The 24,277-nt window shown below is 73.2% G+C and carries 28 protein-coding genes; 16 read left to right on the plus strand and 12 right to left on the minus strand.

The features are described 5' to 3' along the window. Positions 1–24: 24 nt before the first annotated feature. Both AC07DU_RS00175 and AC07DU_RS00180 read left to right on the plus strand, forming a co-directional pair. Complete coding sequence (locus AC07DU_RS00175) at positions 25–693, plus strand: uracil-DNA glycosylase (protein ID WP_360898464.1); 669 nt, start codon at positions 25–27, stop codon at positions 691–693. A gap of 95 nt (positions 694–788) precedes the next feature. Next, complete coding sequence (locus tag AC07DU_RS00180) at positions 789–1,331, plus strand: hypothetical protein (protein ID WP_479108780.1); 543 nt, start codon at positions 789–791, stop codon at positions 1,329–1,331. Between the two features lie 20 nt (positions 1,332–1,351). Here the strand turns inward: AC07DU_RS00180 and AC07DU_RS00185 are convergent, their stop codons facing one another. Next, positions 1,352–1,882, minus strand: coding sequence for a hypothetical protein (locus AC07DU_RS00185; RefSeq protein WP_479036925.1), 531 nt, complete (start codon positions 1,880–1,882; stop codon positions 1,352–1,354). A gap of 129 nt (positions 1,883–2,011) precedes the next feature. Then, complete coding sequence (locus AC07DU_RS00190; RefSeq protein ID WP_479108781.1) at positions 2,012–2,536, minus strand: DinB family protein; 525 nt, start codon at positions 2,534–2,536, stop codon at positions 2,012–2,014. An 83-nt stretch (positions 2,537–2,619) separates the two neighbouring features. Here AC07DU_RS00190 and AC07DU_RS00195 point away from each other — a divergent pair, with 83 nt between their 5' ends. After that, the gene (locus AC07DU_RS00195; RefSeq protein ID WP_360898312.1) at positions 2,620–3,525 is read left to right on the plus strand and encodes a Gfo/Idh/MocA family protein; all 906 of its coding nucleotides are present in this window, start codon (positions 2,620–2,622) and stop codon (positions 3,523–3,525) included. Here AC07DU_RS00195 and lnt read toward each other — a convergent pair. The 5 genes from lnt to AC07DU_RS00220 form a co-directional block, all read right to left on the minus strand. Continuing rightward, on the minus strand, positions 3,470–5,035 hold the full coding sequence (gene lnt / locus AC07DU_RS00200) for an apolipoprotein N-acyltransferase (protein WP_479108782.1): 1,566 nt from the start codon (positions 5,033–5,035) through the stop codon (positions 3,470–3,472). The two genes, AC07DU_RS00195 and lnt, sit on opposite strands and share 56 nt — an antisense overlap. Before the next feature lie 76 nt (positions 5,036–5,111). Next, positions 5,112–5,582, minus strand: coding sequence for a nuclear transport factor 2 family protein (locus AC07DU_RS00205; RefSeq protein WP_360898316.1), 471 nt, complete (start codon positions 5,580–5,582; stop codon positions 5,112–5,114). A 69-nt stretch (positions 5,583–5,651) separates the two neighbouring features. Further along, positions 5,652–5,828, minus strand: a complete 177-nt coding sequence (locus AC07DU_RS00210) for a hypothetical protein (protein ID WP_360898318.1) — start codon at positions 5,826–5,828, stop codon at positions 5,652–5,654. 140 nt (positions 5,829–5,968) lie between these two features. After that, on the minus strand, positions 5,969–6,847 hold the full coding sequence (locus AC07DU_RS00215) for an undecaprenyl-diphosphate phosphatase (RefSeq protein ID WP_360898320.1): 879 nt from the start codon (positions 6,845–6,847) through the stop codon (positions 5,969–5,971). Between the two features lie 48 nt (positions 6,848–6,895). Beyond that, complete coding sequence (locus tag AC07DU_RS00220; protein WP_479036914.1) at positions 6,896–7,624, minus strand: TVP38/TMEM64 family protein; 729 nt, start codon at positions 7,622–7,624, stop codon at positions 6,896–6,898. 172 nt (positions 7,625–7,796) lie between these two features. Here AC07DU_RS00220 and AC07DU_RS00225 point away from each other — a divergent pair, with 172 nt between their 5' ends. The 4 genes from AC07DU_RS00225 to AC07DU_RS00240 all read left to right on the plus strand — a co-directional run bounded on the left by AC07DU_RS00225 (position 7,797) and on the right by AC07DU_RS00240 (position 11,012). Beyond that, entirely contained in the window at positions 7,797–7,931 is a 135-nt protein-coding gene (locus AC07DU_RS00225; RefSeq protein ID WP_360898324.1) for a hypothetical protein, read from the plus strand. A gap of 90 nt (positions 7,932–8,021) precedes the next feature. Then, entirely contained in the window at positions 8,022–9,203 is a 1,182-nt protein-coding gene (tuf, locus tag AC07DU_RS00230) for an elongation factor Tu (RefSeq protein ID WP_453374075.1), read from the plus strand. Positions 9,204–9,297: 94 nt separating this feature from the next. Further along, positions 9,298–10,143, plus strand: a complete 846-nt coding sequence (locus AC07DU_RS00235) for a patatin-like phospholipase family protein (RefSeq protein WP_479036905.1) — start codon at positions 9,298–9,300, stop codon at positions 10,141–10,143. A gap of 77 nt (positions 10,144–10,220) precedes the next feature. After that, a complete protein-coding gene (locus AC07DU_RS00240) occupies positions 10,221–11,012 on the plus strand; it encodes a spermidine synthase (RefSeq protein WP_453374100.1) in 792 nt (263 codons plus the stop codon). Between the two features lie 51 nt (positions 11,013–11,063). Here the strand turns inward: AC07DU_RS00240 and AC07DU_RS00245 are convergent, their stop codons facing one another. Then, positions 11,064–12,329: an MFS transporter gene (locus AC07DU_RS00245; RefSeq protein WP_479108783.1), complete on the minus strand. Its 1,266-nt coding sequence runs from the start codon at positions 12,327–12,329 to the stop codon at positions 11,064–11,066. Positions 12,330–12,405: 76 nt separating this feature from the next. Further along, the gene (locus tag AC07DU_RS00250; protein ID WP_479108784.1) at positions 12,406–13,410 is read right to left on the minus strand and encodes a DUF8017 domain-containing protein; all 1,005 of its coding nucleotides are present in this window, start codon (positions 13,408–13,410) and stop codon (positions 12,406–12,408) included. A gap of 111 nt (positions 13,411–13,521) precedes the next feature. Here AC07DU_RS00250 and AC07DU_RS00255 point away from each other — a divergent pair, with 111 nt between their 5' ends. The 4 genes from AC07DU_RS00255 to AC07DU_RS00270 all read left to right on the plus strand — a co-directional run bounded on the left by AC07DU_RS00255 (position 13,522) and on the right by AC07DU_RS00270 (position 17,604). Continuing rightward, positions 13,522–13,959, plus strand: a complete 438-nt coding sequence (locus AC07DU_RS00255) for a DUF4442 domain-containing protein (RefSeq protein ID WP_267726011.1) — start codon at positions 13,522–13,524, stop codon at positions 13,957–13,959. Between the two features lie 67 nt (positions 13,960–14,026). Next, positions 14,027–14,227 (plus strand): type II toxin-antitoxin system VapB family antitoxin, encoded by a 201-nt coding sequence (locus AC07DU_RS00260; RefSeq protein WP_360898468.1) that lies wholly within the window; start codon positions 14,027–14,029, stop codon positions 14,225–14,227. 118 nt (positions 14,228–14,345) lie between these two features. Beyond that, positions 14,346–16,874, plus strand: coding sequence for a glycoside hydrolase family 3 protein (locus AC07DU_RS00265; protein WP_479108785.1), 2,529 nt, complete (start codon positions 14,346–14,348; stop codon positions 16,872–16,874). A 58-nt stretch (positions 16,875–16,932) separates the two neighbouring features. Beyond that, positions 16,933–17,604 (plus strand): DedA family protein, encoded by a 672-nt coding sequence (locus tag AC07DU_RS00270; RefSeq protein WP_453373579.1) that lies wholly within the window; start codon positions 16,933–16,935, stop codon positions 17,602–17,604. Positions 17,605–17,783: 179 nt separating this feature from the next. On the opposite strand, the gene AC07DU_RS00275 is transcribed toward AC07DU_RS00270, so the two are convergent. Continuing rightward, positions 17,784–18,326 carry a gamma carbonic anhydrase family protein gene (locus tag AC07DU_RS00275; protein WP_479109343.1) on the minus strand — a complete coding sequence of 181 codons (543 nt, stop codon included), beginning with the start codon at positions 18,324–18,326 and terminating at the stop codon, positions 17,784–17,786. A gap of 183 nt (positions 18,327–18,509) precedes the next feature. Here AC07DU_RS00275 and AC07DU_RS00280 point away from each other — a divergent pair, with 183 nt between their 5' ends. The 3 genes from AC07DU_RS00280 to AC07DU_RS00290 all read left to right on the plus strand — a co-directional run bounded on the left by AC07DU_RS00280 (position 18,510) and on the right by AC07DU_RS00290 (position 21,201). Further along, on the plus strand, positions 18,510–19,271 hold the full coding sequence (locus tag AC07DU_RS00280; protein ID WP_360898340.1) for an acyltransferase: 762 nt from the start codon (positions 18,510–18,512) through the stop codon (positions 19,269–19,271). A 93-nt stretch (positions 19,272–19,364) separates the two neighbouring features. Continuing rightward, positions 19,365–20,807 carry a hypothetical protein gene (locus tag AC07DU_RS00285; protein WP_479036891.1) on the plus strand — a complete coding sequence of 481 codons (1,443 nt, stop codon included), beginning with the start codon at positions 19,365–19,367 and terminating at the stop codon, positions 20,805–20,807. Between the two features lie 178 nt (positions 20,808–20,985). Further along, complete coding sequence (locus tag AC07DU_RS00290; RefSeq protein WP_360898344.1) at positions 20,986–21,201, plus strand: DUF6243 family protein; 216 nt, start codon at positions 20,986–20,988, stop codon at positions 21,199–21,201. A gap of 113 nt (positions 21,202–21,314) precedes the next feature. Here the strand turns inward: AC07DU_RS00290 and AC07DU_RS00295 are convergent, their stop codons facing one another. Beyond that, positions 21,315–22,181: an EamA family transporter gene (locus AC07DU_RS00295; protein WP_479108786.1), complete on the minus strand. Its 867-nt coding sequence runs from the start codon at positions 22,179–22,181 to the stop codon at positions 21,315–21,317. 106 nt (positions 22,182–22,287) lie between these two features. On the opposite strand from AC07DU_RS00295, the gene AC07DU_RS00300 reads away from it, so the two are divergent. Then, positions 22,288–22,896, plus strand: coding sequence for a helix-turn-helix domain-containing protein (locus tag AC07DU_RS00300; RefSeq protein WP_360898470.1), 609 nt, complete (start codon positions 22,288–22,290; stop codon positions 22,894–22,896). Here AC07DU_RS00300 and AC07DU_RS00305 read toward each other — a convergent pair. After that, a complete protein-coding gene (locus tag AC07DU_RS00305; RefSeq protein ID WP_453373574.1) occupies positions 22,893–23,297 on the minus strand; it encodes a CoA-binding protein in 405 nt (134 codons plus the stop codon). The genes AC07DU_RS00300 and AC07DU_RS00305 overlap by 4 nt on opposite strands. A 117-nt stretch (positions 23,298–23,414) precedes the next feature. Here AC07DU_RS00305 and AC07DU_RS00310 point away from each other — a divergent pair, with 117 nt between their 5' ends. Continuing rightward, positions 23,415–24,041, plus strand: coding sequence for a YigZ family protein (locus AC07DU_RS00310; protein WP_360898350.1), 627 nt, complete (start codon positions 23,415–23,417; stop codon positions 24,039–24,041). Positions 24,042–24,277: the final 236 nt, after the last annotated feature.

Below are 24,277 nucleotides of genomic sequence, written 5' to 3' on the forward strand. Positions count from 1 at the left end.
CCGGAGGTTTTCACCGTGACCCAGATGCTGCCCGAGTCCTGGCTCCCCGTCCTCGGCGGGGAGCTGGACCAGCCCTACTTCCAGGAACTCACCGAGTTCGTCGAGAAGGAGCGGGCGAACGGGCCGGTCTATCCGCCCCACGAGCAGGTGTTCGCGGCCCTGGAGGCCACCCCCTTCGACCAGGTGAAGGTGCTCGTCCTCGGCCAGGACCCCTATCACGGCGCCGGTCAGGGTCACGGCCTGTGCTTCTCCGTGCAGCCCGGGGTCAAGACCCCGCCGTCGCTGCGCAACATCTACAAGGAGATGAAGGAGGAGCTCGGCCTGCCCGTCCCGGACAACGGGTACCTCATGCCGTGGGCCCGGCAGGGCGTGCTGCTGCTCAACGCGGTGCTCACCGTCCGCGAGGCCGAGCCCAATTCGCACAAGGGCAAGGGCTGGGAGAAGTTCACCGACGCCGTGATCCGCGCGGTGTCCGAGCGCCCCGACCCGGCCGTCTTCGTCCTGTGGGGCGCCTACGCCCAGAAGAAGATCCCCCTGATCGACGAAGAGCGGCACGTGATCGTCAAGGGCGCCCACCCCTCCCCGCTGTCGGCCAAGAAGTTCTTCGGGTCCCGGCCCTTCACGCAGATCAACGAGGCCATCGCCGCGCAGGGCCATGAGCCGATCGACTGGCGGATCCCGGACCTCGGCTGACGCTCCACCGCGCCTCGGCGCCAATACCGGTACCTCCGGCTAGCGTCTGGATGATCAGACCGGAGCAGGTCTGGCAGAGCTAGCCGGAGGCCGCGGTGACGGAGCAGCAGGAGACGTCGGAGGACGCCGTCATGACCAGGATCGGCCAAGCGGTCATCCTGTTGCACGCCGGGGACCGCGAAGAGGCCCGCAACCGGCTCGGCGAGATCTGGTCCGAGATCGGCGAGGAGGGCGACTCCCTGCACCGGTGCACCCTCGCCCACTACATGGCCGACGCCCAGGACGATCCCGCCGACGAACTGGCCTGGGACCTGAGGGCCCTGAGGGCGGCCGACGTGCCGGGCGTCGGGGACGGCGCCGGGGCCGGTCCCGGCGAGGGAGCGCGCGCGCCGCGCGAACCGCATCCGGCGATGCGCGTGTTCTACCCGTCGCTGCACCTGAGCCTGGCCGCCGACTACGTGAAACTGCAGCGCCCGGAGGCCGCCCGGGTCCACCTGGCGCGGGCCCGCGCGGCCACCGGGGCGCTGTCCGACGACGGATACGGGAACGGCGTACGGGCGGCCATCGTCCGGCTGGAACGGCGCCTGGCCGCGGAACCGGACGGAGGTCCCCGGCCGTTCCCGGAACAGTCCCCGTGAGTCCCCGTGAGCCCCGTGGATCAGTTCCCCTGGACCCCGCCGCAGATACGGGCCTCCGGGCTGTCCGGGTGCCAGCGGCCGTGCCGGCGGCCCAGCGCGCACACGTCGGCCGGCCGCACCGGCAGCGTCCGCAGCAGCTCGCGCTCGACCTCGGCGTCGGGCCGGGAGCGCGGTGGACGGCCGTCGGGACGCCCGGAGGCGGGACCGGCGTGCCGGTGCGGCTCCGGGATGTCCGGCACCGGCAGTGCGTCCGGCGCCGACCCGTCGGGGGCGCCCCGTTCGGGGCGCTGAACGGAGCGCGGGGCGGGGGCGGAGGCCGCGGGCCGCGCGGGCTGCTCCGGAGCCGCCCGCAGCGCCTCCAGGGCGGGTGCCTGGACGACCACCGGGACGGACCCGGGCCCCGTGCGCGGCTCGTGCCGGGGCGGCACCCCGGCCGCGGGGGCGGCCGTCGGCTGGACGGGACCGGGGCTCACGCTCACACAGCCGGAGACAGCCGAGACGGCACAGGCGACTCCGAGCAGCAGCGTTGTCGTGGTTCGGGTTGGATGCACTCGCGCAACTCTGCTGTGCGAGCACCCCGTTGCGAAAACCCTGAGCGGATATTGACCCCGCACGGGTGACGGCCGATCCGCCGGACACCGCCGCGTACGCACGCCCAACCGCCGCTTACGCCCCGGCCGTCAGTCCCCCGTCGCGCCGTCGATCTGCTCGCGCAGCAGGTCCGCGTGGCCGTTGTGGCGCGCGTACTCCTCGATCATGTGGGTGTAGACCCAGCGCAGGCTGAACACCTCGCCGCGGTGGTGGTTCTCGGCCTGCGACAGGAGGTCGAGCGAACGGCCCCCGGCTGCCTGGCGCGCCAGCTCGACCTCGGTCTGCCACACCCGGTGGGCCTCGGTCCAGGTGTCCTTGTCGGTGACGTGGAAGTCCCCGTCCGGGTCCTCGCTCGTGCAGTACAGCTCGGGGAGGTCCTCGCCCAGCATGATCTCCCGGAACCAGTACCGCTCCACCTCCGCCATGTGCCGCACCAGGCCCAGGAGGCTCAACTCGGAGGGCCGCAACGGCGTCTGGCGCAGCTGCTCGTCCCCCAGCCCCTCGCACTTCCAGACGAGGGTGGAGCGGTGGTAGTCGAGCCAGCCGTCGAGCAGGTCCCGCTCGTCGGCGGTGGTGGAGGGTTCGCTGCGGTGTGATCCAGAACTGGTGGTCATGGGGACATCCTCGGGGAACCGGGCCCGTGCCACCAGGGATTAAGCTGCGGGAATCCCACCAGGCACGAACCAGGAGGCTCCCGGTGAAGGTCGGCTGCATCGGACTCGGCGACATCGCGCAGAAGGCGTACCTGCCCGTCCTCACCACGCGCCCGGGCGTCGAGCTGCACTTGCAGACCCGAACCCCCGCCACGCTGGAGCGCGTCGGGGACGTCCACCACGTCCCGGCCCGGCAACGGCACACCGATCTGGACGCGCTGCTCGCCGTGGGGCTCGACGCGGCCTTCGTGCACGCCGCCACCGTGGCGCACCCCGAGATCGTCGCGCGGCTGCTGGAGGCCGGCGTCCCGACGTACGTGGACAAGCCGCTCGCCTACGAGTTCGCGGACTCGCGGCGGCTGGTCGAACTGGCCGAGGAACGGGGGGTCTCCCTCGCCGTCGGCTTCAACCGCCGGCACGCCCCCGGCTACGCGCAGTGCGCCGATCACCCGCGCGACCTCATCATCATGCAGAAGAACCGCGTCGGGCTGCCGGAGGACCCGCGCACCCTGGTGCTGGACGACTTCATCCACGTCGTCGACACCCTGCGCTTCCTGCTGCCCGGTGAAACCGACCACGTCGACGTCCGCGCCGTGGTGCGTGAGGGGCTGATGCACCAGGTGGTGCTCCAGCTCTCCGGTGCCGGTTTCACCGCGCTCGGCATCATGAACCGCCTGTCCGGCTCCACCGAGGAGATCCTGGAGGTGTCCGGCCGGGACACGAAGCGGCAGGTCGTCAACCTCGCGGAGGTCATCGACCACAAGGGGCAGCCGACCGTGCGCCGCCGGGGGGACTGGGTGCCGGTCGCCCGCCAGCGCGGTATCGAGCAGGTCGTGGACCGGTTCCTGGAGTCGGTCGAGGCGGGCGAGGTGCTCAGCGCCCGGGACGCGCTCCTCACCCACGAACTGTGTGAGCGGGTGGTGCGCTCGGCTCTGGAACAGGCCTCCTGAGCGACCCTACTCCCGCCGCCGCGCAGTAGGCCGCCAGGACCGCCAGGGACGCGGCCACCGGCCAGTCCCCGAAGCGGACGTAGAGGGTCGTGCCACGGGCCAGCGGGACCTCGTACACCGCCGCCGCGGCTGCGGTCGTGGGCAGGGCGGAGCCGATCCGCTCGCCGGACGGGCCGTGGACCACGCTGACGCCCGTGAGGGTGGCGTGCACCATCGGGCGGCCGTTCTCGGCCGCCCGCAGCGCGGCCAGCGAGGCGTGCTGGGCGGGGGCCCAGCTGTCCTGGAAGGTCGAGGTGGCCGACTGGGCGACGAGCAGGGCGGCCCCGTCGCGGGTGAGGCGCCTGCTCATGTCGGGGAAGGCCGACTCGAAGCAGACCAGGGGACCGAGGCGCAGGCCGGGGCCGCCGTCGGCCCGCTCGGGCAGGTCCATCACCACCGGAGCCTCGCCGCGCATGCGGTCCTCGCCCGCGGCCTTGCCGACCGAGGTGGCCCAGCCGAGCAGCGCCCTGGCCGGCACGTACTCGCCGAAGGGGACGAGCCGCATCTTGTCGTACCGGTCGCCCGTGGGTCCCAGGGGGCCCGTGAGCACCGCGCTCTTGTAGATCCCGGGGCGGTCTGCCCGCCGCGCGTCCACGTTCACCAGGAGCGGAGCCCCGACCTCCGCGGACAGCGAAGCCAGCCGCCGGGCCAGGTCCGGGCGGGCCGTCAGGTCCTCGCCGACGCTGCTCTCGCCCCACACCACGAGGTCGACGGGCCGGCCGGCCAGGCTCCGGGTCAGCCGCTCACCGGCGGCGAACCGCCGCTCCGCACTGTCCGGTCCGTCCGCCACCGGGCCCGGCTGTACGACGGCCACGCGCAGCCAGCCCGACTGCTCCGGCCGCTCGGCCCACACCCACACCGCCCCCGTGAGCACCGCGCACCCCGTCATCCCCGCCAGCGCGGGGAGCCGCGCCCCCGGCGCCGCGATCAGCAGCACCAGCGCGCAGTTCACGGCCACGACCAGCAGGCTGACCAGCCACACCCCGCCCACCGAAGCCAGCCGCAGGGCGGGCGGCACCTGCCACTGGCTGGCCCCCAGCAGCCCCCACGGCCCGCCCAGCCCCTGCCAGGACCGGACGAGCTCCGACAGCAGCCACGCCGCCGGTACGAGGACCAGCGCGGCCGCCGCCCGGCCCGCCGCGGGCTGCCCGCCGAGCAGGTGCCGCACCAGCAGCGCCCAGGGGATCCACAGCAGCCCGACCAGCGCGGCCACCGGTACCAGGAACACGTGCAGGCTGGGCAGCAGCCAGTGGTGGACGGCCACGATGAAGGCGGCGCCGCCGAGCCAGCCCTCCAGGGCCGCCCGCCGCCCGGTGGGGGCCGACCGCAGCAGCAGCATCCACGGCGCGAGGGCGACGTAGGCGAACCACCAGAGCGCGGGGGCGGGGAAGGCGAGGGCGGGCAGCGCGCCGGCGGCGGCCGCCGCGGGCCCGCGCCACCGCCGCACCAGCCCCTTGTGCATCGAGACCATGGCGCCTCCGCTTCCAGTGTGTGCAGTCACGGTCGGCCGGGCCAGGCAGGTGGGAGCCGGGGCCGGCCGCACGGGCTCAGACGGCCAGGTGCCGCCATTTCTCGTGCACGGTGACGCGCGTGAGCCGCCAGCCCTCGCCGGTGCGGGCCAGGGCGAAGGCGTAGCGTCCGGCGGCGACGAAGTTGGGCGCGGTGACCGTACCGCTCTCGGCCCCGGCCCCCTCCAGGCGCATCGGATTGAGGAAGTCGGCCCGTACCTCCGCGCTGTCACCGGGCGAACCGCCCAGGTCCTCCAGCCGGATCAGCCGGTTGACGATCAGGTGCTGGCGCACGGGGAAGAGCCTCATGGTCTCCGCGAGCCAGTCGGCGACCTCCCCCACCGGGCCCTCGATCCCGCCCGCCGAGGTGTAGTCGACCCGCCCGGCGGCGGTGAACAGGGCGCGGTACGCGGCCCAGTCGCCGTCGTCGACCGCCACCGCGTAACCCGAGACCACCTCGTCGATCGCCAGCCGGTCCATTACCGTCGCGAGGTCCACACGCTGAGTCATCGCGCCAGTGTGGGGCTGCGCGGGCGTCAGGCCAAGGGGCGTGCGCCGGACGGATCCGCGCGCGGCCGGTCAGTGACCGGAACGGGACTCCCGCTGCCGGACCACGACGAGGAACGCGTCGCTGTCGAGATCCATGACCACCTCGGCCGCCACCCCCTCCCGCAGGCGCTGCGCGGCGTACTCCTCGGCGGGCCAGCTCCCCCGCGGACTTCCGGCCGGAAAACGCTCCAGAACCACTCGACCCATGGGACACCCCCTGCTTCTTGCCTTCCGGCCTCTTCCCGTCTCTTCAGGCACAACGACGCACGAGCCGCCCGGGAACGTTCCCGGGCGGCTCGAGGTTCACGCGGAGCGGTGAGGCGGGGGCGGGGCGGGGGCGGTGGCGCCTACTGCCCGGACTCGCCGGCGTGCGGGCTCAGCACGTCCGTGCCGACCAGCACGAAGAGGGCGACGCCCAGCACGATCCGGTAGATCACGAAGGGCATGAAGCTCTTGCTGGAGATGAACTTCATGAACCACGCGATGACGACGTACCCGACGAAGAAGGCGATGACCGTCGCGAAGACGGTCGGACCCCAGGAGATGTGACCGGGATCCTCGACCACGTCCTTGATCTCGAAGGCGCCCGAGGCCAGCACGGCCGGGATGGCCAGGAGGAAGGAGTAGCGGGCCGCCGCTTCGCGGGTGAAGCCCAGCAGCAGGCCGCCGGAGATCGTCGCGCCGGACCGGGAGACGCCCGGGATCAGGGCCATGGCCTGGCAGAGACCGAAGATCAGGCCGTCCTTGACGCTGAGCTCCTTGAGCGTCTTGCGCTCGCGGATGGCGCGGTGGCGTCCGCCCTCCTCGTCCCGGGCGGCCAGCCGGTCGGCGACGCCGAGCACGATGCCCATCACGATGAGGGTGGTGGCGGTCAGCCGCAGATCGCGGAACGGGCCCTCGATCTGGTCCTTGAAGGTGAGGCCGAGGACGCCGATCGGAATCGAGCCGACGATTACCAGCCAGCCCATCTTCGCGTCCTGCTCGGAGCGCAGCGCCTTGGTGTACAGCGACCGGAACCAGGTGGAGATGATCCGCGCGATGTCCTTGCGGAAGTAGATCAGTACGGCGGCCTCGGTGCCGATCTGGGTGATGGCGGTGAAGGCCGCTCCCGGGTCCTCCCAGCCGGCGAACGCCGCGGTCAGCCGCAGGTGGGCGCTGGAGGAGATCGGGAGGAACTCCGTAAGCCCCTGGACGAGACCGAGGATTAGGGATTCGAACCAGCTCATGTCGGGGTGCGCTCGTCCTTGTGATCGTCGGGCAGTTCGCGTCCGATGCTAGGGCCCGTGCGAAGCGCCGCTGACCACTGGGGGGTGCTGGGGCGCCAGTTCGCACGCCGGGGCGCCGGTGCGCGCGGGCGCCAGGCGGTGCCTCTTGCGCCAGGCGACGGCTCCGGCGCCCACCACGGAGACGACGATGAAGCCGAAGGACACCAGGAAGGCGGGCGATCCGGGGGAGGAGGCGCTGGCTCCGGCGATCACGTACGCCGTCGTGTTCGGGACGACGCCGACCGCCGTGGCGAGCAGGAAGGCACCCCAGCGGCAGCGGGACAGCGCCGCGCCGTAGTTGGCCACCACGAAGGGCACCCCGGGGAAGAGCCGGACGGCGAGCACGGAGCGGAAGCCGTGCCGGCTGAGCTGGCCGTCCGCCGCCTCCAGCCAGCGGCCGCGCAGATACGGGCGCAGCGCCTCCTGGCCCATGATCCGGCCGAGGCCGAAGGCGATCGCGGCGCCGAGGACGGTGCCGGCGACCGCCGCGACGAGGCCGAACGCGGTGCCGAAGACGGCTCCCGCGGCCAGGTTGAGCAGGGGGCGCGGCACGAAGGCCGCCGCGCACACCCCGTACGCGGCGGCGAACAGCAGGACCGCGGTCCCCACCGGGAGCCCCGGGGGCCAGCCCTCCGAGAGGATGCGCTGGGGCTCGTACAGCAGCACGCACACGCCGGCCGCCACCAGCAGCACGACGAGCAGCGACAGCCGGATCCACGGCGCCAGGAGGAGGGACACCCGGGGAGACTAGCCGACCCGTGTGACGGCGCACCGTAATCCGGGTCTCACGGGGTCGGACGGACGGTGATCCCCGCGCGCCGGCCGTCCGACCAACGGTCCCCGCGCGCGCGGAAGTTCCCGCGCGGAAATTCATTCGACGGCCCCGGCCCGGTCCGGCAGGATCAGGGACATGTCCCGGTTCGCCTTCCTCGCAGCGCCGTCCGCAGTCGCGGACGCGCCGAAGGCTGCCGTGGACGCAGCAGCGCTCCTCGCCGCACTGGCAGGCGCACCCGCCCCCGCCGCATTCGACGGCGCACGAAGCTGACCCTTCCCGGATCGTCCGGCGGACCCCGCAGGGGGAGGGTCGGTTCGGTCCAGGGGTCCCGTCCAGCTTCCAGCCACGGGAAAAGACATCATGGCCAAGACGGCCTTCGTGCGGACCAAGCCGCACCTCAACATCGGCACCATGGGTCACGTCGACCACGGCAAGACCACCCTCACCGCCGCCATCACCAAGGTCCTCGCCGAGGGCGGCGGCGCCTCCTTCGTGCCCTTCGACCGCATCGACCGGGCGCCCGAGGAGGCCCGCCGGGGCATCACCATCAACCTCACGCACGTCGAGTACGAGACCGACACCCGGCACTACGCCCACGTGGACATGCCCGGGCACGCGGACTACATCAAGAACATGGTCACGGGCGCCGCGCAGCTCGACGGGGCGATCCTCGTCGTCTCCGCGCTCGACGGGGTCATGCCGCAGACCGCCGAGCACGTGCTCCTCGCCCGGCAGGTCGGCGTCGACCACATCGTGGTGGCGCTCAACAAGGCCGACGCCGGGGACCCCGAGCTGACCGACCTCGTCGAGCTGGAGGTCCGCGAGCTGCTCACCGCACACGGTTACGGTGGTGACGCCGCGCCGGTCGTACGGGTCTCCGGGCTCGGGGCGCTGGAGGGCGACCCGCGGTGGACCGAGGCGATCCGGGCGCTGCTGGACGCGGTGGACACGTACGTGCCCACGCCGGTGCGGTACACGGACGCGCCGTTCCTGCTGCCGGTGGAGAACGTGCTGACCATCACCGGGCGCGGGACCGTCGTGACGGGCGCCGTCGAGCGCGGGAGCGTACGCCTCGGCGACCGCGTCGCGGTCCTGGGCGGCGACGGAGAGCCGGTGGAGACGGTGGTCACCGGCCTGGAGACCTTCGGAAAGCCGATGGAGTCCGCCGAGGCCGGGGACAACGTCGCGCTGCTGCTGCGCGGAGTGCCGCGCGACGGGGTGCGCCGCGGGCACGTGGTGGCCGCTCCCGGCAGCGTGACGCCGAAGCGGCGCTTCACCGCGCAGGTGTACGTCCTGTCGGCGCGCGAGGGCGGCCGTACGACACCGGTCGCCACCGGCTACCGCCCGCAGTTCTACATCCGCACCGCCGACGTGGTGGGCGACGTGGACCTGGGGGAGGCCGCCGTGGCCCGGCCCGGGCAGACGGTCACGATGACCGTCGAGCTCGGACGGGACGTCCCGCTGGAGTCGGGGCTCGGCTTCGCGATCCGTGAGGGCGGGCGGACCGTCGGCGCGGGGACGGTGACGGCCGTGCTGGGCTGATCCCGCCGGATCGGTCCCGACCCCCCTGTGGTGACGGCGGCCCGGCTGCGCCAGACTGCCGTCACCACAGGCATGCGCGGAGGGGCGGGCGGAGATGGGCGGCGACACGGCACTGGTGCTCGGCGGCGGAGGCCTGACCGGCATCGGCTGGGAGTGCGGAATCCTCTACGGGCTCGCCCGCGAGGGCGTCGACCTCACCACCGCCGACCTGGTCGTCGGCACCTCCGCCGGCTCGGTGGTCGGCGCGCAGCTGACCTCCGGCCTGCTGTCCGTGCAGGAGCTGTACGAGCGCCAGCTCGGCGACGCGCGGGGTGAGCCCGTCGCGAGGATCGGGGCGGGTGTCATCGCGCGCTACGCCCTCGCGATGGCGCGCTCGCGCTCGGCCACGGACTACCGGCAGCGGGTCGGCGCCCTCGCGCTGGCCGCCGCGACGGGCGAGGAGTCGCAGCGGCGCGAGGTGCTCGCGGCCCGGCTGGTCTCCCACGCGTGGCCGCAGCGGCGGTTCGTCGTCACCGCGGTGGACGCGCTGAGCGGTGACCTCAAGGCGTTCGACGGGGAGAGCGGCGGCGGGCTCGTCGACGCGGTCTCGGCGAGCTGCGCGGTGCCGGGCGTGTGGCCGCCGGTGACGGTGGACGGACGCCGGTTCATCGACGGAGGCGTCCGCTCCGCCACCAACGCCGATCTTGCCGCCGGTTACGCCCGCGTGGTGATCATCGCACCGGTCTCCCTCGGCTCCGGGCTCGTCCCGGCCCCGGCCGCGCAGGCCGCCCGCCTGCGGGAAGCGGGGTCGAAGGTTCTGCTGATCACGCCGTCGACGGCGGCCCGCAAGGCCATCGGGCGCAACGTACTGGACCCGGCCCGGCGGGACCCGGCGGCGCGGGCAGGCCTGGCGCAGGCCGCCGCGCACGCATCCGAGGCGCGGGCGGTCTGGGCGGGCTGAGGCGGCCCGACAATGGTGGGGTGAGCGACGAACAGATCCCGGTGATCCGGGACGTGGACCAGGGCACCGCCAAGCTGATGCCGGACGTGGACGGCGAACGGGCCTGGCTGCTGACCGTGGACGGTGCGCCGCAGTCGTACGTGGACCTGGACGATCCGCAGCACCTGGAATTCGAGTACGCACGCCGCCTCGCGCACGTCCTGGACTGCGCGGCGGAGCCGGGCCGGGCCCTGGACCTCCTGCACCTGGGCGGCGGCGCGCTCACCCTGCCGCGCTACGTCGCGGCGACCCGGCCGGGATCCAGGCAGGACGTGGTGGAGTTCGACGCGGGCCTGGTCGAGCTGGTCGCCGAGCACCTGCCGCTGCCGCAGGACTGCGGGGTGCACGTGCACACCGCCGACGCGCGGGCCTGGCTGGAGTCGGCGGCGGCGGGCAGCGCGGACGTCGTGGTGGCGGACGTCTTCGGCGGCTCGCGGGTGCCGGCGCAGCTGACCTCGGTGGAGTACGCGCGGGCGGCCGCGCGGGTGCTGCGGCCGGGCGGGCTGTACGTGGCGAACCTGGCCGACGGGGCGCCGTTCGACTTCCTGCGGTCGCAACTGGCCAATTTCCGGGCGGCCTTCACGGAGCTGGCGCTGATCGCCGAACCGGGGGTGCTGCGGGGGCGGCGCTTCGGGAACGCGGTGCTGCTCGCCTCGGACGCTCCGCTGGAGGTGGCGCCGGTGGCGCGGCGGTGCGCGGCCGACCCGTTTCCCGCCCGGGTGGAGTACGGGGACGGGCTGGCCCGGTTCATGCGCGGGGCCGCGGCGGTGGCCGACGCGGACGCGGCTCCTTCCCCGGCGCCGCCGGAGGGTGCGTTCAGCCTCGGGTGAGCGGCCGGGTCCGGGCGGTGCTGCTCGCGGCCGCGCCCCGGACCCCGCGCCTCACACGCCGGCGGGGCCGTCCTCGCGGCGGGTCATGCGGCGGACGTCCGGGACCAGCAGGACCAGGGCGGTGGCCAGGACGACCAGGGCCGCGCACCCCCACAGGGCCTCGGTGCGGCCGAAGGCCGATTCGGCAGGTCCCGCCAGGGCGGTGGCCAGCGGGAGCATCGACACCGAGCCGAACCAGTCGTAGGCGGAGACCCGGGAGAACTTCTCCTCCGGGATCTCCTGGTGCATCGTCGTCATCCAGCTGACGCCGAACACCTCGATGGCGGCTCCGCTGACGAGCATCACCGCGCACAGCCCCCCGACGGGCAGCGGCACGGCCAGTCCCGCCGACGGGAGCGCCAGCGGGAACACGCACAGGGTGGCGACCAGCAGCAGCCGGCGCGGTTTCCACACCATCATCAAGGCGGCCCCGGCGATGGTGCCGACGCCGAAGAAGGCCAGGGCCAGGCCCCAGGGCGCCGCCCCGCCCAGCCGGTCCCGGGCGACCAGCGGACCGTAGACCGCCTCCGCGGCGCCGACGACGGCCACGACGACGGAGAACTGGAGCACGATGCTCCACAGCCAGGGGCGGGTCCGCACCTCCACCCAGCCCTCGCGCAGGTCGGCCAGCAGGCCGCCGCCGGGAGCCCGGTCCTCGATGTGGCTCACGTCGAGGAACGCGCGCAGGGCGCCCCCGACCGCGAAGGCCGCCGCGTCCACGGCCAGCACCCAGCCCGGACCCATCAGGGCGATCATCGCCCCGCCGAGGGCGGCGCCGCCGATGCCGGCGCCGTTCATGGCCATGCGGAAGAGCGCGAAGGCGCGGTTGGCGTGCTCGCCGGAGACCGTCGCCAGCAGCATGCCCTCGGCCGCGGGGTTGAAGAACGCTGTACCGGTGCCGCACAGGGCGGTCAGCAGCATCATCTGCCACAGCTGGGGGTCGCCGGTCAGGACGAGCAGGGCGAAGGCCGCCTGGGAAAGGCAGTTGAGGGCGTTGGCCGCCACCATCACCCGGTGGCGCGGCAGCCGGTCGGCTATCGCGCCACCGACGAGCAGGAACAGGACGAGCGGCAGCGTGCGGGCGGCGGCGACCAGACCGAGGTCGCCGGCGCCTCCGCCGGCCTCCTGTACCGCGAAGGCGGCCGCGATGAGCGCTCCGTGGCTGCCGAGGTTCGTGACCACCGCCGCGCCCGTGAGCAGGCTGTAGTTGCGGCCGACCCAGGCGGGCCGACGAGGGCGTGCGGGGGTCCGGGGCGGTGCGGCGGGGGGAGTGGTCACCCCCGGACTATCGCCCGCCCCCGGGCCGGAATCCAAACGGACGAACGGATGGCCGGCCGGGGACGGAAGCCCGGGATCAGCCGGTGGAGAGCCGGATGGAGCTGAGCATCTTGTCGGAGACGTCGGTCGGCACCTCGTCCTTCACGCCCGCCGCTCCGACGATCACGAAGCTGGCGAAGTCACCGACGGCGTTCTTGAAGGCGAAGCCGACCGCCTTGCCGTCCGAGGAGCACTTGTTCTCCTTCTTCACGCCCGGAGCGGTGGCCACCACCGTGTGGCCCTTGAGGCCGGAGGCGGTGGTGTACTCCTTCGCCTCGGTCACCTTGACCGTTCCCTTGGGCTCCTTCTGGGCGTAAGCCGCCCAGACCCAGGTGCCCGTGTTGTCCGTTGCCGCCTGGGCCGTGTCCTTGGCGCCCTGGGCGCCCTTGACGCCGGTGTCCGCCAGCGAGTACTTCTCCAGGGTGCCGTCGGCGTTCTTGTCGACGGTGCACCACTCCTGCTTCAGGGTGGCGGTGCCGGACATCGTGATGACCGGCTTGCCGTCCTTTTCGTCGTTGAGGGCGAGGGACACGCCGGAGTCGTTGACGTTCCACTCGGCGGGTACGTCGTAGGCGACGTTGTACTTCGTGTTGACGACGACCTTCCAGCCCGGGATGACGGGCTGCATGGCGCCGCCCGCGCGCGGGTTGGCGCTGCCGCTGCCGGCCGGGGCGGGCGTCTCGGAGACCGGCGCGGAGGAGCTGGCCGCCGGCGGCTTGTCGTTCGCCTCGGTGTTCTTGTCGTCCCGGGTCAGGACGAACGCACCGGTCGCGGCGGCCGCCACGACGACCGCGGCGGCCGCGACGATGGCCACGGTCTTGGTCGAGTACGGGCTCGAGCCGCCGCCCTGCGGCGCCGCCGGAGGCGTCTGCTGGCCCCACGGCTGGCTGGGCGGGGGCGCCTGGTAGCCCTGCTGCGGGTACCCGTAACCGGGCTGCTGCTGGTACGGGTTCGGCTGTCCCGGCTGCTGCTGGTACGGGTTCTGATGCGCGTCCTGAGGGTTCTGTTCGCCCCCGGGCGGCTGCTGCTGTCCTGGCCACATGGCCGGTAACGATAGTGGGAGCGACCCCCGGCAGCCACGGCCACCCCCTGTCAGGCTCTGGCCAAGAACATCTACCCACGGGTAACATCGCGTTCCATGAGCGCAGACCAGATGAACGTGGGCGAACTGCTCGCCGCGACCGTGCCGATGGCCCGGACCCTGAACCTCCAGTTCCTGGAGACCACCCCCGAGCGTGCCGTCGTCCGGCTCCCGGACCAGCCCGACTTCCACAACCACGTCGGCGGCCCGCACGCAGGCGCCATGTTCACCCTCGCCGAGTCCGCGAGCGGCGCGATCGTCCTCGCCGCCTTCGGCGACCAGCTCTCGCGCGCCGTGCCCCTCGCCGTGAAGGCCGAGATCGGTTACAAGAAGCTCGCCAAGGGCGTCGTGACCGCCACCGCGACCCTCGGCCGCCCGGTGGCCGACGTCGTCGCCGAACTCGACGCGGGCGGCCGCCCCGAGTTCCCCGTCACCATCGCCATCCAGCGCGAGGACGAGGCCGTGACGGGCGAAATGACCGTCGTCTGGACCCTGCGCCCCAACGCGTAGGCGGTTCCCGGCCGGTCACGGCCGGACATCCCCTACAGTCCCTTCCACGACGATGGAGGGGGCACCCGTGGCCAAGGTCAACATCAGCCTCGACGCCGAGCTCGTGGTGGAGGTGATGGTGCTCGCCGGAGTCGGCTCCCCGCAGGACGCGGTGGAGGCCGTCGTACGCGACTACATCGCGCGCGGGCACCGCACCGAGGCGCGGGTCCAGCTCCAGGACGGGCCCCGGCGCAGCCACGACGGCCCGCCCGCGCTGCCGGAGGGCTGAACCGGGGACCGCGGTGGCGCGCCTCGCCGGGCACCAGCGGCCCGCGGTGCACAGTGGGGCGCGGGAGCGGTCCGGCGCGGGCCGCTCCCGCCGAACCACGCCGCCGCGGGGAGCGCCCATGAGCGAGGCCTTGTCCAGACGCTGCGCGCTGCGGCTGCTCGGCTCGGCCGGCGCGGTGGGCACGGCCCTCGCAGCGGGCTCCTGCGCGCCCACCCTGCCGCCGGGCGCCGGGCGGCGCACGGGCCCGCCCGCCGCGCCGGCCGCCGCCGGGCCCGGGAGCGCCGCCCGGATCGACTCCCTGCTGGAGCGGCTCACCCTCGACGAGAAGACCGCCCTGCTGCACGGTGCCCCGGACCCCGCCCCCCTCGGACAGGCCGGCTACGTGCCCGGCGTCCCGCGGCTGGGCATCCCCGCGCTGCGCCTCGCCGACGGCCCCGCCGGGGTACGCGTCACCGCCCGGTCCACCGCGCTGCCCGCCCCGGTCCTGCTCGCCTCCGCCTTCGACCCGGCGCTGGCCCGCGAGTACGGCAGGGTCCTCGGTCGCGAGGGCCGGGCGCTCGGCCAGGACGTCCTCCTGGCGCCCCTGGTCAACCTCATCCGCACCCCGTACGCGGGCCGCACCTTCGAGAGCTTCGCCGAGGACCCGCGCCTCACCGCCGACCTGGCCCGCGAGATGGTCCGCGGGATCCAGGACGAGGGACTCATCGCCGCCGTCAAGCACTTCGCCCTCAGCAACCAGGAACAGGGCCGCGACACCGTCGACGTGATCGCCGCCGAGCAGACCCTGCACGAGACCGAGCTACGCGGCTTCGAGGCCGCCGTGGCCGCCGGCGCGGGCGCCGTGATGGGCGCGTACAACAAGGTCAACGGCGTCTACGCCTGCGAGAGCAAGCCCCTGCTCGACGAACTGCTGCGCAAGCACTGGGGATTCGACGGGTGGGTGGTCTCCGGCTGGGACGCCGCCCACAGCACCGTCGCCGCCATCGGCGCCGGCCTGGACATGGAGATGCCCGGCGGCACCCACTTCGGCAGGCCGCTGCGCGACGCGGTGCGCGGCGGCTCCGTACCGCAGGCTGCCGTCGACCTCGCCGTCCACCGCGTCCTCACCACCATGGACCGCTTCGGGCTGCTCGCGGCCCGCCCCGCCACCCGGCCCGCGCGCGACGCCGCGGCCGGGGCCCGGGTGGCCCGCAAGGTGGCCACCGCGGGGGCGGTGCTGCTGCGCAACGAGCACGGGACCCTGCCGCTGTCCGGCGCCGCCGCCCGCTCGATCGCGGTGATCGGCCCCACCGGCCAGGTGCCCTTCGTCGGCGGCGGGGGCAGCGCGCACGTGGTGCCCGACGGGGCGGCATCCCCGCTCACGGCCATCCGGCGGCGGGCCGGGAAGGGCGCCACCGTGCGCTACGCACTCGGCGAGGACCTCTACGGCAGACCGCTGCCCGCCGGGCTGCTGAGCCCGCCCGCGGACCTGGACGACCGGTTCGTGGACGCCGGGCGCGGCTGGAGCCACGCGGGCGAGTTCCGCCTCGCGGCGGACGACGAGTGGACCCTGCTCGTCCACTACACCGGGCGGCAGCGGCCCGGTGTACGCCTCGACGGGCAGGAGCTGTTCCCCGTCCGCGAGGGCGTGGCCGAGCACTTCGCGGGCGGACTGCTCGGCTCCGCACCCGACGGAATGACCGTCCGCCGTCGCACCCTCGCCCTGAAGGCGGGCCTGCACCGGCTCGCCGTGAACGCCCAGGGCGGGGCCCGGGGCCAGCGCTTCCGGCTCCGGTACACCACCGGGGCGAGCCGGGCCGCGGACCTCGCCGAGGCCGTGAGGACCGCGCAGTCGGCCCGCAGCGTGGTCCTGTTCGCCTACGAGGACGCCACGGAGGGCAGGGACCGGACCTCCCTGGCGCTGCCCGGCGGCCAGGACCGTCTGATCGAGGCCGTGGCCGAGGCCAATCCCCGTACGACGGTCGTGCTCAACACTCCCTCCGCCACGGCCATGCCGTGGCTCTCCCGTACCGGGGCGGTCCTCCAGATGTACTACCCGGGCCAGGAAGGCGCGGGAGCCACCGCCGACGTCCTCTTCGGGGACGTGGACCCCGGCGGACGCCTCACCCAGACCTTCCCGGCCGACGAGCAGCGGACCCCGGTGGGCGGCGACCCGCTGCGCTACCCGGGGGTGGGCGGCCGCCAGGAGTACGCGGAGGGCGTCCACGTCGGTCACCGGTGGTACGACGCGCAGCAGGTGACCCCGCTGTTCCCCTTCGGGCACGGGCTGTCGTACACGAGCTGGCACTACGAGGGCCTGACGGTCCGGGACGGCGCCGCGGACGGCCGCAGCGGGGGCCTGCGCGTGGAGTTCACCGTCCGCAACACCGGCCGCCGCAAGGGCACCGAGGTGGCCCAGGTGTACATCGGCCCCTCCCGCGAGCTGCGGCTCGACCAGCCGGTGCGGGCGCTGGCCGGCTACCGGCGGATCACCCTTGCGCCGGGCGAGGCGCAGCGGGTCACCGTCGACGTCGACGCCCGGGCGCTGTCCTCCTGGGACCCCGAGCGGCGGGCGTGGGTGCTGGGTTCCGGCCGCCGGGAGGTGTTCGCGGGCCGTTCGTCGCGGGAACTGCCACTGAGGTCAAAGGTCGTGGTGGGCAGCCGCTAGGCTGCCTGTTCGGCGTGTCACAGGGGTCGCGCCGGCGACGACACGGGAGGACGTACCGGTGCACATCCAGGAATGGCTGGAGACGATTCCGGCGGTCAGCATCTATCTCCTGGTGGGTCTGGTCATCGGGCTGGAGAGCCTCGGCATCCCGCTGCCGGGAGAGATCATCCTGGTCAGCTCGGCGCTGCTGGCCTCGCAGCACGGGGAGATCGACCCCGTGGTGCTGGCGCTCTGCGCGATCACCGGCGCCATCGTGGGCGACTCGATCGGCTACGCGATCGGCCGCCGGGGCGGCCAGCCGCTGCTGGCGAAGCTCGGCCGGCGCTTTCCGAAGCACTTCGGCCCGGCCCAGGTGGCCGTGGCGGAACGCTCCTTCGAGAAGTGGGGCATGTGGGCCGTCTTCTTCGGCCGGTTCGTGGCGCTCCTGCGGATCTTCGCCGGCCCCCTGGCGGGCGTGCTGCACATGCCGTACTGGCGGTTCCTGATCGCCAACGTCCTCGGCGGGATCCTGTGGGCGGGCGGCACCACCGCCGTCATCTACTCGGTGGGGATCGTCGCGGAGCCGTGGCTCAAGCGGTTCTCCTGGCTGGCGCTCGCGCTCGCCGTGCTCTTCGGTCTCGCGGTCACCCTCGTGATGCGCAGCCGGATGAAGAAGGCGGCGCGGACGGTCGGCGTGCCGGCACCGGCCGGGCCGGCCGAGGCGCCGGCTCCGGCCGTCGCCTCGGACTGACCCGGCGAGACGGCCTCAGGCCGTCTCTTTCGGATCTTGCCTGGCCCGCGGCGCCCGGCGCCGCACCTCGCCGCGTTGTCGGGGCGCCCGAGTACGTCCCGTACACGGGCGCCCCTCCGCCTTGCGATGCACGGCACCGGCCGACGCGGGCCCAACCGACAAGATCTGAAAGAGACGGCCTAAGCCTGCGGGGTCACCGAGGCGCCGTGCTGCTTCGCGAGCTCCACGTACATCAGGGCGTTGACCTTGATGCCCTCGCGCTCCTCGTCGGTCAGCTCGCGCCGCACCTTGGCGGGTACGCCCGCGACCAGTGAGCCGGGCGGGACCACCATGCCCTGGGGCACCAGCGCCTGGGCGGCCACCAGGGACCCGGCCCCGATGACCGCGCCGTTGAGCACGGTCGCGCCCATGCCGATCAGGCAGTCGTCCTCGACGGTGCAGCCGTGCACGACGGCGTTGTGGCCGATGGAGACGCGCTCCCCGATCGAGACCGGGAAGCCGGGGTCCACGTGGACCGTGCAGTTGTCCTGCACGTTGCTGTCGGCGCCGAGGGTGATCGGGCCGCAGTCGGCGCGCAGCACCGCCGAGTACCAGATGCTCGCGCCGGCGCCGAGGGTGACCTCACCGACCACGACCGAGGTGGGCGCCGTGAAGGCCGTCGGGTCGATGTCCGGGTTCTTTCCGCCGACACCCGCCACGAGTGCCTGGGCCGCCTGGTGCATCATGTTCTCTTCCTCTGTCTCCGGTGCCACCGGTGTCTCTCCGGACGCCACTGCCATTGCGATTGCCGTGCCACTGCCGCGCTTACGGCACGGTAGGGCACGCGGTCCGCCGCCCCCGCGATGGGGTGAAGATCACAGGATCGCGGTCCGGCCGAGGGGCGCCCTGCCCATTACCGTGGCCGGGTGCCGAAGAACCAGAACACGTTCTCCTCTCTGACGGCCCTGCGCCGCCGGCTGGCGAACCGCGTGGTCCACACCGGCTGGCGCTGGATGCAGCAGGCCGGCGCGGTGACCGCGCAGACCCCGGGGCGGCTGCGGTTCGGCGCGATCGGAGACGGCACCCGGCTCGCCTTCCCGCAGGGCACGGTCTTCGGCGAGCAGTGGATCCGGCTCGGCGCGCACTGCATCATCGGCGAGCAGGTCACCCTCACCGCCGGGATGATGCCGGACCTGGACCTGGGCGCCGAGCCGATGCTGGTGCTCGGCGACGGCGTGGTCATAGGCCGCAACAGCCATGTCATAGCCGACGCCCGGATCACCATCGAGGCCAACACCTTCTGCGGTCCCGGGGTCTACATCACCTCGACGAACCACAGCTACGACGATCCGCACGAGCCCGTCGGCAGGCAGTGGCCGCGCAGCGCGCCCGTGGAGATCGGCCCCGGATGCTGGCTCGGTACCGGCGCGGTGATCCTGCCGGGCGCCCGGCTGGGCCGCAACGTCGTGGTGGCCGCGGGGGCCGTCGTACGGGGCGAGGTGCCGGACCACGCCGTGGTGGCGGGAGCCCCGGCGCGCGTCGTACGCCGCTGGGAGCCGGAGACGGGCTGGCAGCCGCCCCTGCGCACACCGCCGCCGGTGCCGATCCCGGACGGGATGACCCCGCAGCAGCTGCGTGGGCTGGCCGAACTGGCGCAAGATCGGCACCAGGCGGCCGAGACCGGCTGACGGGCCGCGCGGCACGGCCCCGCGGCGCGTCGTGCCGGGGCGCTCGGAGTAACCCCGAGTGCGCCCGCGGGGCCCGGCCGTGAGCCTGGGGTCATGAACAGGCCCAGAGTGGTGGTCCAGGGACCGGACGGCCGCGGCCTGCGCGCGATCACCATCGGCGGCGCCCCGGCGGGCAGCGCCTGGTCGCAGCGCGACCTGCGCAGGCAGTTGCGTCGCGCGGGCCTGGCGCCGGACCTGGACCTTGCGGACCGCGCGCTGGTGACCTGGCGCGAGGCGGGCAGCGACGTCTGGCCCGACCGGACCTGGCGCAGGCGCGGCACGATCGCGCTGCTGAGCGCCGGCCTGCTCGCGTCGATGGTCCTTCTCGTCCACATCGGCAGGGTGGACGCCTTCGGCGCGCTGACCTTCTCGGGACGCCTGACGGGAGTCCTGTTCATGCTCGCCGGGGCGGCCCAGGGCATCGCGGCCGCGGCGGTGTACGACCACTGGGGCAAGCGGGCCCTGCGCTACTCGGGCGCGCTGGTGCTCGTAGGCGTCCTCATCACGGTGGCCTCGCAGGGTCTGCTGCTGGGAGTCTGGTTCCAGGAGCGGGAGTACACGCCCTACCTCTGGATCTTCCTGCCGCTCTCCCTCTGGTCGCTTTGGGCGGGCTGGATCCTGTGGAGCGAGCGGGCCTGGACCGGGATCCCCCATCCCAAGAGCTTCACCGCGGGTCTGACCGTCACCGCCCTCCTCGCGTCGGCCAACTTCGCCTACTCGGCCCTCTACCAGCCCCAGACCGCGCTCTTCCACTTCGTCGTCGAGGCGAAATTCGGTACCCCGAGAAGGGATCCGAAGCGACCCCTCGTCCACGTCCCGGTGACGCTTCGCGTGGCGAACGACGGGGACGTCCCGGCCTATGTGCTCAACAGCGTCTACTGGGTGCAGGGGCGCGAGTCGGCCTTCGACGGGGGCAGGACGAAGCTGATGCAGGAGGAATGGCGGACCGACGTGGAGAGCGGGCGGGACGTCGAGCTCCACGCCAGGCCCACGGCGTACCGGACGCTCAACACCGGCGTGGTGGTGCACCCCGACTCCTGGGTCTATCCCGGCGCGGACTTCAAGACGGAGCGGGTGGTGCAGCTGCCCGCGAACGCCGGCTACGACCAGCTGGTGGCCGCGATGTCGGTCATCATCCTGAGGGGGGACCGCGGAAAGATCGACCCGAAGTACCGAACCCCGGTCTACTCGTGGCGGGAGAAGACGGACCGGTTCTTCGACTGTTCCGTCGTGGAGTGTCCCGACTACGTCATGCACCACGCGAGGGTGCGCCACAACAACAACATCCTCAATGTGACGCGCAGGCCCCGTTATGTGAGCTCGGACCGCTGGCTGCGGGAAACGGACAGTGGGATCACGGTGTGGATCTCACCGTTCAACACGAAGGGGAAGCTGTCGGCCCATGCGGAACCGGCCGAGAGGTACGGCGTCGACCAGTACGTTTCCGGACTTGCCGTGCTGCCCTTCCCCGCACTGCCGCTCCAGGCCGCCCCGTGACGGCGCAGGGGTTGGTGTCCGGGGGCGACGGGACCGGGTAACGTCTTTGTCATGTTCTTCCAGACCCCGATTCACGAGTGAGCGCGTGACGGGCCCCCGCTGACGTCCTTCGATGTCGCCCCGCCCGTCCCCCACCGATGAATCCCCACATCACTTCACATCATGACCGGGAGAACCCGTGACCGTCAGCAAGAACATCAACAACCCCGTGGGCATGGGCGGGGGCCAGCGCAAGAAGCTGTCCCGCGCCGAACGCCAGAACAACGGCCCGCACCGCAACCTCGACCGCCGAAGTGCAGCGGATCAGAAGGCGGAGCTGGTGCGCAAGATGCGTGAGAAGGCAGGCGCAGCCGAGGGCGCCGGGCAGACGGGCGCCGACACCGCGCAGGGCTGACGCGACCGACACCGCGCAGGGTGACGCGACCGCCGCCGCAGGGTGGCGCCGCACGGGCAGGGCCCGGACCGCGATGCGCGGGCCGGGCCCTGCTGCCGTATCCCGAACGGCTTTCAGCCGGCGGCCAGGAGAACCGTGCCCGCCAGGGCCAGGCCGGCGCCGGCCGCCTGGACGGCGCGCAGGCGCTCCTTGAGCACGGCGAAGGCGGCGAGCGCGGTGACCACCGGGTAGAGCGAGGACAGCACCGCGGCCAAGGTGACGGGGCCGTTCTGGGCCGCGAGGGAGTAGGTGCCGTTCGCCGCGACGTCCGCGAGGCCGACGAAGGCCAGCGCGGGCAGCAGCGTCCACAGGATCCTCGGGCCGGTGCCCGGCGGCAGGGCCGGGACCCCGCGCCGGGTCTGGGCCCACAGGGCGGCTCCGCCCACGCAGACATTGGTGACGCGCTGTACGAACAGGGCGAGGAACAGCCCGGTGAGGGTGGTGGACGCCTGCGCGATCAGGGCCATCACCGCGCCGAACCCGAAGGCGGCGACCAGGGTGAGGACGACGGTCTGCCGCTGTACGGGCGCGCCGCGCAGCTCCGGGCCGCCCGCGAGGACGATGCCGACGACCGCCACCGCGATCCCCGCGAACTGGCCGAGGCCGGGCCGCTCACCCAGCATCAGCCCCGCAACGACGGGCACGACCACCCCGAGGGAACCCAGCGGCGAGACCACGCCCATCGGGCCGAGGGCCAACGCCTTGTAGAAGCTGAGCATGGCGACCGGCCCGACCAGGCCCGCGCCGACCGCGAACCACAGCTGCGGTCCCGCCTCGCCCCAGGCGCCGGTGGCGATGACCACCACGCCGAGCACGGCGACGGCGAGGATCTGCGAGACGACGACCACCGTGAGGGCGGGTATCCGGCGGGTCAGCAGCCCGCCGCCGAAATCGGCGAGACCCCACAGCACGGCTGTGGCCAGGGCGAAGAGGGCGGTCATGGGGAGCCTCGCAGTACAGTGCGGTGAACGGTGGAGTGCAGCATCGAATACACAGCACGGTAGTGCAGTCCCTTGGACTGCGCCATCCAACATATTGGACGCAATGGTGTCGGATCTCGAACAGCTCAGCCTGGCGCTCGCCCGCAACCTCAAGAGGTGGCGCGGTGAGCGCGGTTTCACCCTGGACTCGCTCGCGGCCCGTTCGGGGGTGAGCCGGGGGATGATCATCCAGATCGAGCAGGCCCGTACGAACCCCAGCGTGGCCACCACGGTCAGACTGGCCGACGCCCTGGGGGTCAGCATCTCCGCGCTCCTCGACTACGACCGGGGCCCGCAGGTCCGGATCGTCGCGCCGGACCAGGTCGTCCGGATCTGGTCGAGCGACGCCGGCAGCTCGACGACCATGCTGATCGGCACCGACGAGCGCGGACCGATGGAGCTGTGGACCTGGCGCCTCGTGCCGGGTGAGGGGACCGAATCCGCCCCGCACCCGTCCGGCACCATCGAGATGCTGCACGTCACGGCCGGGGAGCTGACCCTGGTGGTCGGCGAGGAGGAGTTCCGCGTACCGGCCGGGGCCGCGGCCACCTTCGAGGCCAACCTCCCGCACTCCTACCGCAACGACGGTTCCGAGCCGATGGAGATGACCCTCGCGGTGTCGGTCCCGCCCATGTCGGCGCCGCGCACCCGCCATGAGCCACAAGACACCCCTTAGAGCGCAGGGATCTCGATCGCGGGGCAGCGGTCCATGACCATGGTCAGCCCGGCCTCGCGGGTGCGGTCGAAGGCGGCCTCGTCGATCACGCCGAGCTGGAACCAGACGGCTGCGGCGCCGACGGCGACCGCCTGGTCGGCCACCGGGCCGGCCAGTTCGCTGTTCACGAAGACGTCCACCACGTCCACATCGAACGGGATCTCCTCCAGCGAGGCGTACCCGGGCTCGCCGTGCACCGTCTCGGCCTTGGGGTGGACGGGGACCACGCGCTTGCCGAACCGCTGGAGCACGCGGGCCACCCCGTAGGCCGCCCGCTGCTGGTTGTTCGAGAGGCCCACCACGGCCCAGGTGTCACCGAGCTCGGTGAGGATCTTGCGGATGGCTGCCGGATCGCCGTACACGTGTGCCGCCTCTAGCTGGTGCTGGTGCTGGTGCTTCTGGTGCGGCTGTCCTCATCGTCAGCCGCTCAGCCGGATCAACCGAAAAGACACATGTCCGATTCCCCGTAGGGTGGTGCGGTGAAGGCAGACCAGTACGTGACGGTGGCCCGCGAGGGTGTGCACGAGTCCGAGATCAACCGCTCGCGCTTCCTGTGCTCGCTCGCCCCCGCCGCGACCGAGCAGGAGGCGCAGGAGTTCATCGCGCGCGTCCGCAAGGAGCACCCCACCGCCACGCACAACTGCTTCGCCTACGTCATCGGAGCCGACGCGTCCGTCCAGAAGGCCAGCGACGACGGCGAGCCCGGCGGCACCGCCGGGGTCCCGATGCTGCAGATGCTCACGCGCCGGGACGTCCGCTACGCGGTCGCCGTGGTCACCCGCTACTACGGCGGCGTGAAGCTCGGCGCCGGCGGTCTGATCAGGGCCTACGGCGGGGTCGTCGGCGAGGCCCTCGACGCGCTCGGGACCGTCACCCGGCGCCGCTACCGGCTGGCCACCGTCACCGTCGACCACCAGCGGGCCGGCAAGACCCAGAACGACCTGCGCTCCACCGGCCGGACCGTGGTCGACCTGCGCTACGGGGCCGCCGTGGAGATCGAGGTCGCACTGCCGGAGGCGGAGCTGCCCGCCTTCGAGGCCTGGCTCGCCGACAGCACGGCGGGAAGCGCCACCCTCACCCTCGGCGGAGAGACGTACGCGCCCTGAGGCCCGGTCCGTTCGTACGAGCGACCACGTGCCCGGTCCTGCCGGGCGGTGGCGCCCAGGTGCCGCCGCCCGGCTCACTGCTGCCCTCCGTGGTCAGCCGGCCCCGGCGCCGATGGCAGACTGAGGTCCGTGCCGGATCGGGTACCGGCGGGCGCTAGCGTGGGGGGTACCGACTGCGGGGCCCGTGCTGGTCCCGTGCTCGGTTCGGAGGTGGAGGAGCGGTAAAAGTGCAGGTC

The organism is Streptomyces sp. NPDC045695 (genome assembly GCF_056432025.1).

Excerpts from the sequence above, each read along its gene's own strand:
- AC07DU_RS00175 (WP_360898464.1), top strand. The coding sequence starts at position 25 with ATGCTGCCCGAGTCCTGGCTCCCCGTCCTCGGCGGGGAGCTGGACCAG.
- AC07DU_RS00190 (WP_479108781.1), bottom strand. The coding sequence starts at position 2,536 with ATGACCACCAGTTCTGGATCACACCGCAGCGAACCCTCCACCACCGCC.
- lnt (WP_479108782.1), bottom strand. The coding sequence starts at position 5,035 with ATGGTCTCGATGCACAAGGGGCTGGTGCGGCGGTGGCGCGGGCCCGCG.
- AC07DU_RS00205 (WP_360898316.1), bottom strand. The coding sequence starts at position 5,582 with ATGACTCAGCGTGTGGACCTCGCGACGGTAATGGACCGGCTGGCGATC.
- AC07DU_RS00210 (WP_360898318.1), bottom strand. The coding sequence starts at position 5,828 with ATGGGTCGAGTGGTTCTGGAGCGTTTTCCGGCCGGAAGTCCGCGGGGG.
- AC07DU_RS00215 (WP_360898320.1), bottom strand. The coding sequence starts at position 6,847 with ATGAGCTGGTTCGAATCCCTAATCCTCGGTCTCGTCCAGGGGCTTACG.
- AC07DU_RS00225 (WP_360898324.1), top strand. The coding sequence starts at position 7,797 with ATGTCCCGGTTCGCCTTCCTCGCAGCGCCGTCCGCAGTCGCGGACGCG.
- tuf (WP_453374075.1), top strand. The coding sequence starts at position 8,022 with ATGGCCAAGACGGCCTTCGTGCGGACCAAGCCGCACCTCAACATCGGC.
- AC07DU_RS00235 (WP_479036905.1), top strand. The coding sequence starts at position 9,298 with ATGGGCGGCGACACGGCACTGGTGCTCGGCGGCGGAGGCCTGACCGGC.
- AC07DU_RS00240 (WP_453374100.1), top strand. The coding sequence starts at position 10,221 with ATGCCGGACGTGGACGGCGAACGGGCCTGGCTGCTGACCGTGGACGGT.
- AC07DU_RS00250 (WP_479108784.1), bottom strand. The coding sequence starts at position 13,410 with ATGTGGCCAGGACAGCAGCAGCCGCCCGGGGGCGAACAGAACCCTCAG.
- AC07DU_RS00255 (WP_267726011.1), top strand. The coding sequence starts at position 13,522 with ATGAACGTGGGCGAACTGCTCGCCGCGACCGTGCCGATGGCCCGGACC.
- AC07DU_RS00265 (WP_479108785.1), top strand. The coding sequence starts at position 14,346 with ATGAGCGAGGCCTTGTCCAGACGCTGCGCGCTGCGGCTGCTCGGCTCG.
- AC07DU_RS00275 (WP_479109343.1), bottom strand. The coding sequence starts at position 18,326 with ATGCACCAGGCGGCCCAGGCACTCGTGGCGGGTGTCGGCGGAAAGAAC.
- AC07DU_RS00285 (WP_479036891.1), top strand. The coding sequence starts at position 19,365 with ATGAACAGGCCCAGAGTGGTGGTCCAGGGACCGGACGGCCGCGGCCTG.
- AC07DU_RS00295 (WP_479108786.1), bottom strand. The coding sequence starts at position 22,181 with ATGACCGCCCTCTTCGCCCTGGCCACAGCCGTGCTGTGGGGTCTCGCC.